The 12,925-nt window shown below is 66.5% G+C and carries 11 protein-coding genes and 1 riboswitch; of the genes, 7 read left to right on the top strand and 4 right to left on the bottom strand.

Features of this window, described 5'->3' with window-relative positions; translation table 11 throughout:
• The 6 genes from GH737_RS08770 to GH737_RS08745 all read left to right on the top strand — a co-directional run.
• Positions 1-1,603, top strand: a 1,603-nt coding sequence (locus tag GH737_RS08770) for a M56 family metallopeptidase (RefSeq protein ID WP_196233065.1), incomplete at its 5' end; no start/stop codon positions are given.
• Between the two features lie 101 nt (positions 1,604-1,704).
• Positions 1,705-2,577 (top strand): hypothetical protein, encoded by an 873-nt coding sequence (locus GH737_RS08765; RefSeq protein ID WP_155264457.1) that lies wholly within the window; start codon positions 1,705-1,707, stop codon positions 2,575-2,577.
• A gap of 123 nt (positions 2,578-2,700) precedes the next feature.
• On the top strand, positions 2,701-4,851 hold the full coding sequence (locus GH737_RS08760; RefSeq protein ID WP_155264456.1) for an outer membrane beta-barrel protein: 2,151 nt from the start codon (positions 2,701-2,703) through the stop codon (positions 4,849-4,851).
• 198 nt (positions 4,852-5,049) lie between these two features.
• Positions 5,050-6,240, top strand: a complete 1,191-nt coding sequence (locus GH737_RS08755) for an acyl-CoA dehydrogenase (RefSeq protein ID WP_196233063.1) — start codon at positions 5,050-5,052, stop codon at positions 6,238-6,240.
• Between the two features lie 53 nt (positions 6,241-6,293).
• Entirely contained in the window at positions 6,294-6,860 is a 567-nt protein-coding gene (locus GH737_RS08750) for a LemA family protein (RefSeq protein WP_155264455.1), read from the top strand.
• Positions 6,860-8,776, top strand: a complete 1,917-nt coding sequence (locus GH737_RS08745; protein WP_155264454.1) for a DUF2207 domain-containing protein — start codon at positions 6,860-6,862, stop codon at positions 8,774-8,776. The genes GH737_RS08750 and GH737_RS08745 overlap by 1 nt, the downstream gene beginning before the upstream one ends.
• Here GH737_RS08745 and GH737_RS08740 read toward each other — a convergent pair whose 3' ends face one another.
• From GH737_RS08740 to GH737_RS08730, 3 genes are all read right to left on the bottom strand, one after another.
• Entirely contained in the window at positions 8,777-9,319 is a 543-nt protein-coding gene (locus GH737_RS08740; protein ID WP_155264453.1) for a GNAT family N-acetyltransferase, read from the bottom strand.
• Between the two features lie 13 nt (positions 9,320-9,332).
• The gene (gene rpmE / locus GH737_RS08735) at positions 9,333-9,560 is read right to left on the bottom strand and encodes a 50S ribosomal protein L31 (RefSeq protein ID WP_155264452.1); all 228 of its coding nucleotides are present in this window, start codon (positions 9,558-9,560) and stop codon (positions 9,333-9,335) included.
• 89 nt (positions 9,561-9,649) lie between these two features.
• Positions 9,650-10,183, bottom strand: a complete 534-nt coding sequence (locus GH737_RS08730) for a DUF6580 family putative transport protein (RefSeq protein ID WP_155264451.1) — start codon at positions 10,181-10,183, stop codon at positions 9,650-9,652.
• 91 nt (positions 10,184-10,274) lie between these two features.
• Positions 10,275-10,426: riboswitch (cobalamin riboswitch) on the top strand.
• A 97-nt stretch (positions 10,427-10,523) separates the two neighbouring features.
• Between GH737_RS08730 and GH737_RS08725 the strand changes: the two genes are divergently transcribed.
• Positions 10,524-12,374 (top strand): TonB-dependent receptor plug domain-containing protein, encoded by a 1,851-nt coding sequence (locus GH737_RS08725; protein WP_196233062.1) that lies wholly within the window; start codon positions 10,524-10,526, stop codon positions 12,372-12,374.
• Here the strand turns inward: GH737_RS08725 and fabZ are convergent.
• The gene (gene fabZ, locus GH737_RS08720) at positions 12,343-12,816 is read right to left on the bottom strand and encodes a 3-hydroxyacyl-ACP dehydratase FabZ (RefSeq protein WP_155264449.1); all 474 of its coding nucleotides are present in this window, start codon (positions 12,814-12,816) and stop codon (positions 12,343-12,345) included. The genes GH737_RS08725 and fabZ overlap by 32 nt on opposite strands.
• Positions 12,817-12,925 lie beyond the last annotated feature (109 nt).

Below are 12,925 nucleotides of genomic sequence, written 5' to 3'. Positions count from 1 at the left end.
CGCGACGCCTCACCGCAGCGCGCCCGCGGCGCTTCTCCCCGCCACGCCCGCGGTTTCGCGGCCAGGCATCAGCGTAGCGGCCGCAGCCTCGGCTATTTACGCGCTTCCTGCGGCGATCCTGCTCCTGATTACCGCACTTGCGCTCGCGCGGCTGTTCGCGCTGCGAGCCCGGGCCGACGTGCTGGTCGACGGCCATTGGCTGAGCGCTCTTGCCCGCGCCCAGCGGCGCATGGGATTCAAGCACGGCACCGCCCTCCTCACCAGCAACGAGCTCGCCTCGCCGATCAGCTGGGGGCTGATGCGCCCCGTGATCCTGCTCAACAGCCGCGCCGTCGAAGCGTCCGGCGAAGCCGAGGCGATCATCGCCCACGAGCTTGCCCACGTCGCCCGTATGGACTGGGCCAAGCTGCTGCTCGCGCGCATCGCGACCGCGCTGTTCTGGTTCAATCCGCTCGTCTGGCTGCTCGCCCGCGAAGCGCACCAGCTGCGCGAGGAAGCCGCCGATGACGCAGTCCTCGCGGCCGACATCGCCGACACCGACTATGCCGAGCTGCTGGTCGGAGTCGCCCGGCACGAATGTCCTGGCCTTCTTCTCGGCGCTCATGGCGTCGCGCCGTCGAAGACCTCGCTTGCGCGGCGGGTTGCCCGGGTGCTCGACCGCAAGTCGGTGCGCAGCCCCGTCGCGCGGAGCTTCGCCATCGGCGTGTTCGTCGGCGCGATCCTGGTCGCTGCGCCGCTCGCGGCGCTGACGTTTACGCCTGCAGGAAGCGGCGTGCAGCCCGCGCGCAAGAGCGGCGCTGTCGCTGCCAGCGAGCCCGGGTCGGCCTACTACCCTGGCACGCCGGCGGTTCCGAACGACCTGCCGCACCTCATCGCCAGCGGCGTGTCCACGTCGGTCGCCACCGCCGCCGCGGCGATTGCGCCGGCGACGGCGGCGACGGAGCCGGACTTCGTGTCCGAAGCGCCAAACGGCTCGAAGGTGGTGAGCAAGAACGGCGTAATGGTTGCGACCGCGCCGAGCGGCGCAACCGCGACCATCTATCCGCCCGACGCACATGGCCGCAGGCGCATGGTTGCCGTAAGTCCGAGCGGGGCAAGGGCCGTCACCTATGTCAATGCGGCGGACGTTCCCGGAATGTCGGCGGCGTTCGCCGGGCGCGGCCGCAGCGACGACGCGATCGAGACTGCGATCGAGATGAAAGCCCTCGGTATCACCCCTGAATATGTCGCCGCGATGCGAGCGGCGTCGCCCGCACTGCGCAACGTCTCGGCGGACGATATCGTCGGGATGAAGGCGGTCGGCGTGACCCCGCGCTATGTCCAGGAGCTGGCGCAGGCGGGTTTCGGGAACCTTGGTCCCGACGACCTCACGGAGGCTCGTGCGGTCGGACTAACGCCCGATTACATGCGGCGCATCCGGGCGACGGGAGTGCGGGTCAGCCTCGACGACCTCGTCGAGCTCCGGGCGATGGGAATTACGCCGGAGGAACTCTCCCGGGCGCACGTCACGGGGCCCATCGACAAGGACGAGATCCGCGCGCTCATAGCGGGACCGCGACCGCCGCGGCCGCCGCAACCGCCCCGCGATCCCCACGACGACTGATCGAGCGACCGACCAACTGAACTAACCGAACCTGGATTTTCGAGCGCCCATTTCGGGCGGACGGGCGAACTTTGCCCGAAGACTTTGAAAGGAGAGCCACCATGAACCGCTTTTTCGCCATGATCGGCGCCTTGCTCCTCGCCTTCATCAGCGTGTCGTCCGCGTGCACTGCAGCGCCTGCCGGGCTGATCCACTTCACGCTCGAGCCGCGGCGCGGGGGCGAGTTCGTCCATGCCGACTTTCGAAGTGAAAACGGTCCGCGTGACGATCACGACTGGTCGACGGAATTCCGGCCGGCCGAGCTTTCGGGACTCGACCTTGCGGGGTTTCGTGGCGCCGGTAACCGCCCCTTACGCTTTGCCCTGATCCGCGAAGCCGGGCGCCTCGATTGCTCGGGTCAGGGCGGCCAATCCCATGCCTCCGGCAATTGCAGCTTCACCGCCGATCCGGGCTTCACGCAGCTCCTCGAGAGCCGCGGCATCCGTCGTCCGACGCGCGACGAGGCTTTCGCGCTGATGGCGGTGAACGCCCGCCGCGGGTTGATCGACGCGATCGCCGCCGCCCGCTACCCGATGCCTTCGGTCGACGACCTGATCGCGCTGTCCGCTCTCGACGTGAGCGGCGCCTACATCAGCGAAATGGCGCGCGCCGGTTACCGGCCCCGGACGATCGACTCGCTGATCCAGTTCAAGGCGCTGAACATCACGCCGCAGTGGATCTCGGGTTTCGTCCGGATGGGCTATGCCAACCTCCCCGCCGACGAGCTGGTGCAGCTGAAGGCGCTCGACATCACGCCCGAGTTCATCGCCGGGTACGACCGCATCGGCTACCGCCATCTGCCGGTCGACACGCTCGTGCAGCTCAAGGCGCTCGAGATCACGCCCGACTTCGTCCGGCGCGTCGCGGGCGCCGGGGCGCCGATGCCGCCGGTCGAGAGGCTGATGACGCTCAAGATGTTCGCAGAAAAACACTGAGCGTTCGTCGGACCGTCGCCCCCGCCGGGCGTCCCGCCGAAACGCCTGTCGATTGGTCGAAGCCGGATCGCGGGCGGACGGATGTCAATCTAGCGCTTTGCACAGTTCACACAGGGGGATGTCTTGCGGTCAGCGTTATTTGCCGGCGTTGCAGCAACAGCACTCATCGGAGCAACGCCGGCGCGGGCCGCGCAACCCGCCGGCGAAGCGGCTCCCGCTTCGACGCAGAGCAGCCGCACGACGGTGTATCAGGCAAACTTCTTCGCCCCGTTCGCGCCGCGCACCGCCTACGATGTCGTGCAGCACGTCCCCGGCTTCCAGCTCGACCTCGGGAGCACCCAAAGCGTGAACGGCAGCGTGGATGTTCGCGGCTTTGCCGGCACGGCCGGCAATGTCGTCATCAACGGCGCCCGGCCGAGCACCAAATCCGAACGGCTCGACGTCACCCTGCAGCGGATCCCCGCCCAACGGGTGGTGCGCGTCGAGGTCAGCCCTGGCGACGTCTACGGCTCCGACTATGCCGGCAAAAGCCAGGTCCTCAACATCGTTTTGTCGGATGCTGCCGGCTTCGACGCGAACCTGACGGCGAACGCGACGCGCCGCTATACCGGCTACATCCAGCCGAACCTGTCGGGCAACGCGCTCATCCGCAGAGGCTTGTCGAGCATCAACCTGTCCGCGGGCACGGAGCGCGACAAAGAATATGAAGAAGGGACCGACACCCTGACCAATGTTGGGTCGGCGGAGCTGATCGAGTTTCGCCGCAAGCACAACGTTTACGAAAACCGCGACCCCTTTCTCTCCGCTGCCTCTGCGCTCGAGCGCGGCCCCAGCGACGCGTACCGGCTCAACGCGCGGTGGCAGCCAAGCCGGTTCGACCTCTTCCAACGCAACCGCGTTACGCCGTCCGGCGGGTCGCCGCACGACGACAATCTCCACCAGCATTATCGCAACCCGGTGTTCGAGCTCGGCGGCGACGTCACGCGCCCGCTCGCCGACGGCGCGATCAAGTTCGTCGGCCTGGCGACGCGCCGCAAGCGCCATACTTTCGATCAATATATTCAGCGCGACGGCCTGATCGAGGACGGCGCGACGGTGAACGGCGGCTTCGAGCAGTTGGTCGACGCGAGGCGTGACGAAACGATCGGGCGGGTGAGCTGGGCCCGGGCGGACGTGCTCGGCCTCTCCTTCGAGGCCGGGGCGGAAGGAGCATTTAACTCACTCGACAACCACACGACCTATTCGGAGATCGGCGAGGACGGCGAGAAGATCCCGATCCAGCTTCCGATCGCGGACGCCGTGGTGAAAGAGAAGCGCGCCGAGGTCTATGTCAACGCGGGCAAGACGCTCTCGCCGCAGCTCCGCGTCGATGGCGGAGTCAATTTCGAATTCTCACACCTGACGGTGAGCGGTGACGCCACCGAGGACCGCAAGCTCAAGTTCCTGAAGCCGAGCCTGTCGCTCGACTGGAAGCCCGGCGGCGGCTGGCATGCGCAGCTATCGGTACGCCGCACAGTTGCGCAGCTCGACTTTTACGACTTCATCAGCTTCGCCGATCTGTCGGCGCAACGGGTGAGCGGCGGTAACGCCCAGCTTCAGCCGCAGCGAACGTGGGAGTTCAGGGGGACGGTCGAGCATCCCCTGCTCGGCGACGGACTCGTCAAGCTCGACTTCGGACACGACCAGGTCAGCCTGCTCCAGGATCGAATCCTGATCCAGGACGATGCAGGGAATTTCTTCGATGCTCCGGGCAATCTCGGAACGGGCCGGCGCGATTTCGCGCAACTGACGTTCGATCTCCCGCTTTCGCGGCTATGGACCGGACTGCGCGTTAAGGGCAGCGGCACGTTGCAGCGGACCCGCGTCGAGGACCCGATCCGTCACGATCCGCGTAAGTGGAGCGGCTATTACCCGGCCTGGCAGTGGAACGTCGACGTCCGCCGCGATTCAGGGAAATGGTCGTACGGCTTCGCGGTCAACGATAATCAGCGTTTCACTTTCTACCGCACCGACGAGTTCGACACCAACTTCAACGGCAGTCCCTACTGGACCGCCTTCGTCGAATACCGGCCGTGGACGAACACAGCAGTGACGTTCGACGTCGACAATCTGTTCAACACCAGCGGGAATCGCGACCGCCTGCTGTTCCGCCCGAACCGCGCGCAGCCGCTGTTCGTGTTTGACGAAGTCCGCGAACGCAACCGCCACCGAAGCTTCGGGATTACGCTGAAGCGGAGCTTCGGCAGCGGCGGCGGAGGCCGCGAAAAGCCATAATCGGCCTGCAAACCAGCTCCCCTGCAACCGCTGGCCGCGCGGTGGCGCAGCAAGTTCCAAATCGGGACTGCTCCTCCGATCCGGGCCAGGAGGCCGAGCGGATTCGGCAGGGAATTTCGACCGTTGGCGCCGGGCTGGTGCGCTGTCGGCCGCCCCGCTAAGAGCGCGGCAATCTCACTTTTGCTGGGGAATAGACACGTGGCCGAGCCCTCCATCCTGCCATTCAACTGGCAGGACCCTTTCGATCTCGATCGCCAGCTGACGGGCGAAGAACGGCTCGTGCGCGACACGGCGGAAGCCTATGCGCAGGAGAAGCTGCAGCCGCGCGTCACCTCCGCTTACATGGAGGAGCGGTTCGACCGCGAGATCATGGACGAAATGGGCGCGCTCGGTCTGCTCGGCGCGACGGTTGCACCCGAATATGGCGGCGCCGGGCTCGGCTATGTGAGCTACGGCCTGATCGCGCGCGCGGTCGAGCGCGTCGACAGCGGCTACCGCTCGGCGATGTCGGTCCAGTCGAGCCTCGTCATGTACCCGATCAACGCGTACGGCTCGGAGGAGCAAAGGCAGAAATATCTGCCCAGGCTCGCGACCGGCGAATGGGTCGGCTGCTTCGGGCTGACCGAGCCCGACTCCGGATCTGACCCGGGAAGCATGCGCACCCGCGCCGAAAAGACGGCCGACGGCTACCGCCTCAACGGCACCAAGATGTGGATCACCAATTCGCCGATCGCCGACGTGTTCGTCGTGTGGGCGAAGTCCGACACCCACGGCGGCAAGATCCGCGGCTTCGTTCTCGAGAAAGGCATGGCCGGGCTGTCGGCGCCGAAGATCAAGGAGAAGCTGTCGCTCCGCGCCTCCATCACCGGCGAGATCGTAATGGACGGCGTCGAAGTCGGCGAGGATGCGCTGCTGCCGAATGTCGAAGGGCTCAAGGGGCCATTCGGCTGCCTCAACCGCGCACGCTACGGTATTGCCTGGGGCTCAATGGGCGCGGCGGAATATTGCTACGCCGCGGCGCGCGAATATACGCTTGACCGCAAGCAGTTCGGCAAGCCGCTCGCGGCCAACCAGCTCGTGCAGCTGAAGCTCGCCAACATGGCAACAGAGATCACGCTCGGATTGCAGGCGGCGCTTCGCGTCGGGCGCAGGCTCGAGGCTGGCGAGCTCGTGCCCGAGGCGATCAGCCTGATCAAGCGGAACAATTGCGGCAAGGCGCTCGACATCGCCCGAACCGCTCGCGACATGCACGGCGGCAACGGCATCTCGGCCGAGTTCCAGGTCATGCGCCACGCCGCCAACCTCGAGACGGTCAACACCTATGAGGGCACGCACGACGTCCACGCCCTGATCATGGGGCGCGCGATCACGGGCCTGAGTGCCTTCTAGCGAACGGCTGTGACACCCCTTATGTTCGGCAGCGAACTATCGGGGGAACAATCATGATCGGCTGGGTCGTACTCGGACTCGTCGTCCTCGCGCTGCTCTACGTCGTCGTCATCTACAACCAGCTGGTCCGCCTGCGAGCGCTGGTCAAGGAAGCGTTCAGCGGGATCACGGTGCAGCTTCGCCGCCGCGCCGACCTCATCCCCAACCTCGTCGAGAGCGTTCAGGGTTACGCCACGCACGAGCGCGAGGTGTTCGAAGAGGTCACGCGCGCTCGCGCGGCGACTGTGAACGCGGGCAGCGTCGAAGCGGCCGCGCAGGCCGACGCCCAGATGACCGGCGTGCTCGGGCGGCTCTTCGCGGTCGCCGAGGCCTATCCCGAGCTCAAGGCCAACACCAACTTCCTGCAGCTGCAGGACCAACTCGCCACCATCGAGACCGAGCTGCAGGGGGCGCGGCGCTATTACAATGCTACAGTGCGCGACCTCAACACGATCATCCAGAGCTTCCCGCCCACTTTGATCGCGCGGCCGATGGGCTTCACCGAAGAGCCCTTCTACCAAGACGAGGACCCGGCGATCCAGAGCGCACCGAAAGTGTCGTTCGCCCGTCCGGCGGCCTGATGGGCGGAGTTCGAGCGGAGGGACAGTCCCTCATCGAGGGACTGTCCCTGGTCCTCACCGCGGCCCTGCTGCTTTGCGCTGCGCCTGCTCATGCGGACGAGCGAATCAGCCGCTATTCGAGCGACGTCCATGTCCAGAAGGACAGCTCGATCGAGGTCACGGAGACGATCGACATCAACGCCGAGCACGTCCGCATCGTCCACGGTATCTACCGCGACTTCCCGACGCGCTACCGCGGCCCGCATGGCACGCAGTTCCATGTCGGCTTTACCTTCCACGGCGCGACCCTCGACGGGATGCCGGTCGACGCTTCCGTCGAGCCTGCCGGCGACGGCGTGCGGATCAAGCTCGGCGATCCGGATGTCGAGGTTGCCGAGGGCGAGCACGAATATGTGATTCGCTACCGCGCCACGCGCGAGATCGGCCGGTTCCGCGATTTCGACGAGCTCTATTGGAACGCCACCGGTAACAAATGGATCTTCCCGATCGACGAAGCCTGGGCACGCATCAGGCTTCCCGAGCCGGTGAAGCTGGGACAGCGTTCGGTCTATACCGGCCCGACGGGCTCGACAGCGTCGGACGCCGAGGTCGTCGAAGAGAAGCCGGGCGACATCACGATCCGAACTACACGCCCGCTCGAGGCTTATGAAGGTCTCACCGTCGCCGTCGCCTTTCCCAAGGGCGTGGTCGCCGGGCCGTCCTCCGGCAGTCGCGCCGTCGAAGCGCTGGCGGATTACGGCCCTCCCCTGCTCGGCCTGCTCAGCCTCATCGGCCTGGGTGCTTTCTATTATGTCGCGTGGAAGCGCGCCGGGCGCGACCCGCGGCCGGGGACGGTCGTGCCGATCTTCTCGCCGCCCGACGACCTCACGCCAGCGGGCATGCGCTACGTGACCAAGATGGGTGCCGACAACCGCACCTTCGCCGCCGCGCTCGTCGACATGGGTGTGCGCGGTCACATCCGGATGAGCGAAGAAGACCCCGGATGGTTCTCGAGCACCAAGGTCAGGATCGAGCGCCTCGCGTCCGAGAAGCCCCTGCCCGAGGAAGAGCAAGCCGCGCTGCGCGAGCTTTGCACGACCGGTGAGTCGATCCTGATGGAGCAGAAGAACTACAAGACTTTCCAGAGCGCGAAGAGCAACCTGGAGGCGATTCTGAAGGGCCGGTACGAAGGAAAGCTGTTCAAGCGCAATCTCGGCTGGGCGGCCGCCGGCCTGCTCCTGTTCGCCGCTCTCTTCTGGATCACCTGCGCGGCGGTCGCGGCCGCGACCTACGGCGCCGTCATGTGGCAAATCGGAGTCGTCATCGGCAGCCTTCTGGTGACCGCCCTGCTGTGGCTAGGCTTCCATGATTCGACGGCCGGGAAATGCCTGCTGACGATCATCGGGCTGGCCGCGCTGGGAATCGCCTTCGCCATCGGAATGCCGGTGTTAGGCGCTGCGCTGGACAGCGGCTGGTGGCTGCCGCTAGTCCTGCCGCTCCTCGCGGCGCCGATCGTTCTATCGGCTTTCTGGTGGATCGCGGCGCCGACGAAGGACGGCCGCAAGGTTCTCGACGACATCGCCGGCTTCAAACAATATCTCACCATCGCCGAGGGCGAGCGGCTCGACCGGTTGACGCCGCCGAAGGACACGCCCGAGCTGTTTGAGAAATATCTGCCCTACGCGATCGCGCTGGGGGTGGAGAACCGCTGGGCGGAGCGGTTCGAGGGAGTGCTCGCCGCGGCCGCTGCACAGGGGCAGCAGAGTTTCGCCTGGTATTCCGGGTCGAGCAGCCCGTGGAGCAATCCGGGCAGCTTCGTCGACAGCGTCGGCTCATCCCTGTCGAGCGCGGTCGGCTCGGCGTCGAGCTCACCGGGATCGAGCGGCGGCGGGTCGTCCGGGGGCGGTGGCGGCGGTGGCGGCGGAGGAGGCTGGTAACTAGGCCCAGGCCCGGCGCTTCAGCACGATTGTCGGATCCTCATGGTAGGTGGCGTCGCCGACCCACTCGAACCCCAGCTTGTCCGCAAGTCGCAATGACGGCTCGTTCGCCGGTGCGATGATCGCCCAGATCGGCGTCGGTTCGAGGTTGGCTTCGGCCCACTGAAGGACCGCGCGGCATGCCTCACCGGCCATTCCCTGACCGTGCACTTCCCGCGAAAAAATCCAGCCCATCTCTGGCTCCTCTCCGAAAATGGGCTCGAGAGCACGCCACGCGTTGAACAGGCTCAACATGCCGACGAGCTTGTCGTCTGACGTTCGAACGACGGCCCAACCGCCGAACCCGAGCAGGTCCCACATGCCGACCGCAGCGGCCAGCCGCCGCCAGCATTCCTCCTCGCCCATCGGTTCGGGGCCGAAGTGCCGATAGACTTCCGGCTGCCGGAGGATGGCGTGGTACGGCCGGAAGTCGTCCTTGCGCCATGCGCGCAGCCGCAAGCGCTCGGTCTCCAGCGTCGGAGCCGAGCGATGCGTGCCGATCATCGAAACGTTGAGGTTACTTTTTGCCCAGCGTGAGGCCGCCAAAGCGCTTGTTGAAGCGCGCGACCTGGCCGCCTTCCTGGACCTGGCGCGTGCCGCCGGTCCACGCCGGGTGCACTTTGGGGTCGATCTCGAGGTGCAGCGTGTCGCCTTCCTTGCCCCAGGTCGAACGGGTCTGGAACTTGAAGCCGTCGGTCATTTCGACGGTGATCATGTGATAATCGGGGTGGGTAGCGGACTTCATCTGAGTTTTCCTTGGCTTAGCTGCTGGTTTCCGACCAGCGGCGCAAGTTGAGCGCGCGCCTTATCCGGTGAGTGCCGGATTGGCAACAATCAGGCGGGCTGCGGCTCCCCTGCCCTCAGCTGTGGCAGGAGATGCTGCGCAAGCGCGAAGCCGCCGAACAGCAGCGCGGCATAAAAGAGGTCGCCGGCGACGGTGTTCTGGAAGAACGGGATGGCAGCCACGTAGCAGGCGGCGAGGCCGGCGGGCGTGAGCGGGTAGAAGCCGCTGAACAGCCACATTCCCAAATTGGTGACCACGAAGAACACCACGGAGCTCGCGATCGCCGCCGCGGCGATGCGCAACGGGGTGCGGCGCGAAGACACCCACCATCCGATGGCAACGATCAGCGCCACGGTCGCATAGACCGTCGCCATGCCGTTGTAGAAGCCCAGCACGACATCGCTCAGCAGCAGGGCCGCGAGAGGCGCGACGAACGCAATGCCGCGCCTGCCGAGATAGGCGCCGCTGAACAGCGCCATCGCATCGATCGGCGAGAAATTCGGCGGGTGCGGTACGAGTCGAAGCGCGGCGGCTCCGGCAATCGCGCAGAGGAGGACGGCAAGGCGGCCATGATTGCTGGTCATTCGCTCCCAATAACCGCGGCAGCAGCAATTTGACAGTCCATTGGAACGCGACGTAGCAACGATCACGCGATCAGGGTGCCGCCCACCAACCATCGCCCGGACAAGTCCGGGCTTCGGCTGGCCGGGGGCGGTTTAAAGGGAAGCCGGTGCAATTCCGGCGCTGTGCCCGCAACCGTGACGCCGGCGAGGTTTCCGTAATCCTGGCCGGCAGAGCCGGGAACCTGCCCTGATCGGTCGTCCGTTTCCCCGGCCGGGACCAGCCGCGGGGGCGTGGGCGGGCGCTGCCTCGATGCCGCGCAACCCTTCCGTGACGACAGGTTCGTCAACAGGGAGGATCCCAATGCTCGCATTGCCCATCGACACCAGCCCGATCGTGATCACCGCGTCGCGCATTCCGCAGAAGCAGGCTGAAGCCGCGGCCAGCGTCACCATCATCGACCGCCAATTGATCGAGCGGCTCGACGAGCCTCTCGTCGTGGGTCTGCTTCGCCTGACCCCTTCGGCGGCCATCACCAGCGCCGGGCCCTCGGGATCGCTCACCGAAGTCAGGATCCGCGGCGCCGAGGCGAACCACAGCTTGCTGTTCGTCGACGGGATCAGGATTAACGATCCCGCTTCGGGTGGTGCTCCGCGCTTCGAGCTGCTCAACGCCGACCTCGCGTCGCGGATCGAAGTCGTCCGGGGTCCGCAGTCGGCGCTGTGGGGGTCGGACGCGATCGGCGGCGTCATCGCCGTCAACGGACTCGACCATGCAGCCGGCTACTGGCTTTCGGCGGAAACGGGCTCGTTCGGATTGCGCCGTGCCAGCGTCTCGGAAGCGTTCGTGGGCGAAGCGACAAACCTATCGGGGGCTTTGGGCTGGCAGCGTTCGGCGGGGATCAACAGCGTCGCCGGGCCGGGTGACAGGGACGGTTACCGCAACCTGTCCGCCCGCCTGCGCGGCACGTGGAAGCCGGCGGCGTCCGTCGAGTTCGGAGTAGCGGCGCTCGCGCTCACCGGCCGGAGCGAGTTCGACGGATTCGATCCGGTCACCTTCGCCCATGCCGATACGCTCGACAGCAGTCGCAACCGGCTCATCGCGGGACGGCTGTGGACCGCAATCGGCACGGAGACGTCGCCGTGGAGCGGTCGGCTCGCCGCATCGCTGCTCGGCTCCTCCAACCGCAACTATCGCGCCGACGACCCGCTCAACCGCACCACCGGGACGCGCCGGACCTTCAGCGGACAGGCGGAGCGCCGCTTCTCGACCGGCGCCGTCGAACACAGCCTGATCGCGGCGGCTGAACTCGAGCGCGAAACCTTCCAGGCCCGCGGCACGCTTTCGGGTCTCTCGACCGACCAGGAGCGGAGCCGCAACCACCAGTCACTGACCGGCGAGTGGCGCGCCGAAGCGCGAGGCATCACGGCGGACGTCGCGCTTCGGCGGGATTGGTTCAATCGCTTCAGGGACGCGACGACGCTTCGAGCATCGGTGCTCGCAGGCATCGGCGGCGGATTTTCGGTTGCGGGTTCCTATGGAGAAGGGATCGCACAGCCCACCTTCTTCGATCTCTATGGATTCTTCCCGAACAATTTCGTGGGAAATCCTTCGCTTGGGCCGGAGAGCTCACGAGGGTTCGAAGCTTCGTTGCGCTTCCGCAGGTCTGCGGTCTCGGCATCCCTGACCGCATACCGGCAGCGGCTCCACGACGAGATCGTCACCATCTTTCCGCCGCCGGCCTTTCTCGGAACCACGGTCAACCTTGACAGCACCAGCATGCGCCAAGGCATCGAAGCCGAATTCGTCTGGCATTTGAGCAACCGGCTTCGGCTCGGCGCGACCTACGCGTACCTCGACTCCACCGAACCGGAGAGCGCTTCGGGAGCCCAGGTGCGGGAGCTCAGGCGACCGAAGCACAGCGGTTCCGTCGCGCTCGACGGCGCGTTGGGCTGTTTCAGCTACGGAGCGAGTGTCGCTTATGTGGGGCGGCATCACGACAGCAGAGACACCTTCCCGTTCGACCGAGTCGGCCTGGGTTCCTATTGGCTTGCGGACGCGCGGATTGCCTATTCGATCCGGCGGGGCATCGAGCTGTTCGCGCGCATCAGCAATGCCTTCGACCAGCGATATCAGGACGCGTTCAGCTATCGGACCGAGCGGCGCGGGGTGTTCGCGGGGATCAGGCTGGCGGGTCGGCGATCATCGCCGTGAAATTGGCCTCGGCGGCGAGCTTGCCGTCGACCAGCGCGCGGCCGGCGAACCTGCATACACTGGCCCGCTTCTGCACGAACTCGACCTCGAGCCGAAGCAGCACGCCCGGCTCGACGGGCGCGCGGAACTTGGCGCCGTCGATGGCCATGAAATAGACGAGCTTGCCCGACCCGGCGAGGCCGAGCGCTTCGACCGCCAGGACACCAGCGGCCTGGGCAAGCGCCTCGACGATCAGCACGCCGGGCATGATCGGGCGCGCGGGGAAATGGCCTTGGAAGAACGGTTCGTTGATCGTCACCGCCTTGATCGCGACGATCCCCTTGTCGGGATCGAGGCTCTCGACGCGGTCGACGAGGAGCATCGGATAGCGATGCGGCAGCGCCGCCATCACCCGCTTGACGTCCAGCGGGCCTCCGGCGGTACTGCCGCTCGCTTCCGCCATGCGGCTTAGCGGCCCTGCGGCTGCGATGTCGCCGGCGCGGTGGTTCCGAGCGTCGGCAGCGCGGCGTTGAGCGCGGCGAGCACGTCGTTCGTCACGTCCACGTTCTGCG

Origin of the sequence: Sphingomonas segetis (assembly GCF_009720245.1) — a bacterium.
Classification (GTDB): Bacteria; Pseudomonadota; Alphaproteobacteria; order Sphingomonadales; family Sphingomonadaceae; genus Sphingomicrobium; species Sphingomicrobium segetis.
Note: the sequence above shows the minus strand (reverse complement) of the source record. Positions and strands in the feature narration are given on the sequence as shown.

What these genes read in the sequence shown, in the direction of transcription:
- GH737_RS08765 (WP_155264457.1), top strand. Translation starts at nt 1,705, where the DNA reads ATGAACCGCTTTTTCGCCATGATCGGCGCCTTGCTCCTCGCCTTCATC.
- GH737_RS08750 (WP_155264455.1), top strand. Translation starts at nt 6,294, where the DNA reads ATGATCGGCTGGGTCGTACTCGGACTCGTCGTCCTCGCGCTGCTCTAC.
- GH737_RS08745 (WP_155264454.1), top strand. Translation starts at nt 6,860, where the DNA reads ATGGGCGGAGTTCGAGCGGAGGGACAGTCCCTCATCGAGGGACTGTCC.
- GH737_RS08740 (WP_155264453.1), bottom strand. Translation starts at nt 9,319, where the DNA reads ATGATCGGCACGCATCGCTCGGCTCCGACGCTGGAGACCGAGCGCTTG.
- rpmE (WP_155264452.1), bottom strand. Translation starts at nt 9,560, where the DNA reads ATGAAGTCCGCTACCCACCCCGATTATCACATGATCACCGTCGAAATG.
- GH737_RS08730 (WP_155264451.1), bottom strand. Translation starts at nt 10,183, where the DNA reads ATGACCAGCAATCATGGCCGCCTTGCCGTCCTCCTCTGCGCGATTGCC.
- GH737_RS08725 (WP_196233062.1), top strand. Translation starts at nt 10,524, where the DNA reads ATGCTCGCATTGCCCATCGACACCAGCCCGATCGTGATCACCGCGTCG.
- fabZ (WP_155264449.1), bottom strand. Translation starts at nt 12,816, where the DNA reads ATGGCGGAAGCGAGCGGCAGTACCGCCGGAGGCCCGCTGGACGTCAAG.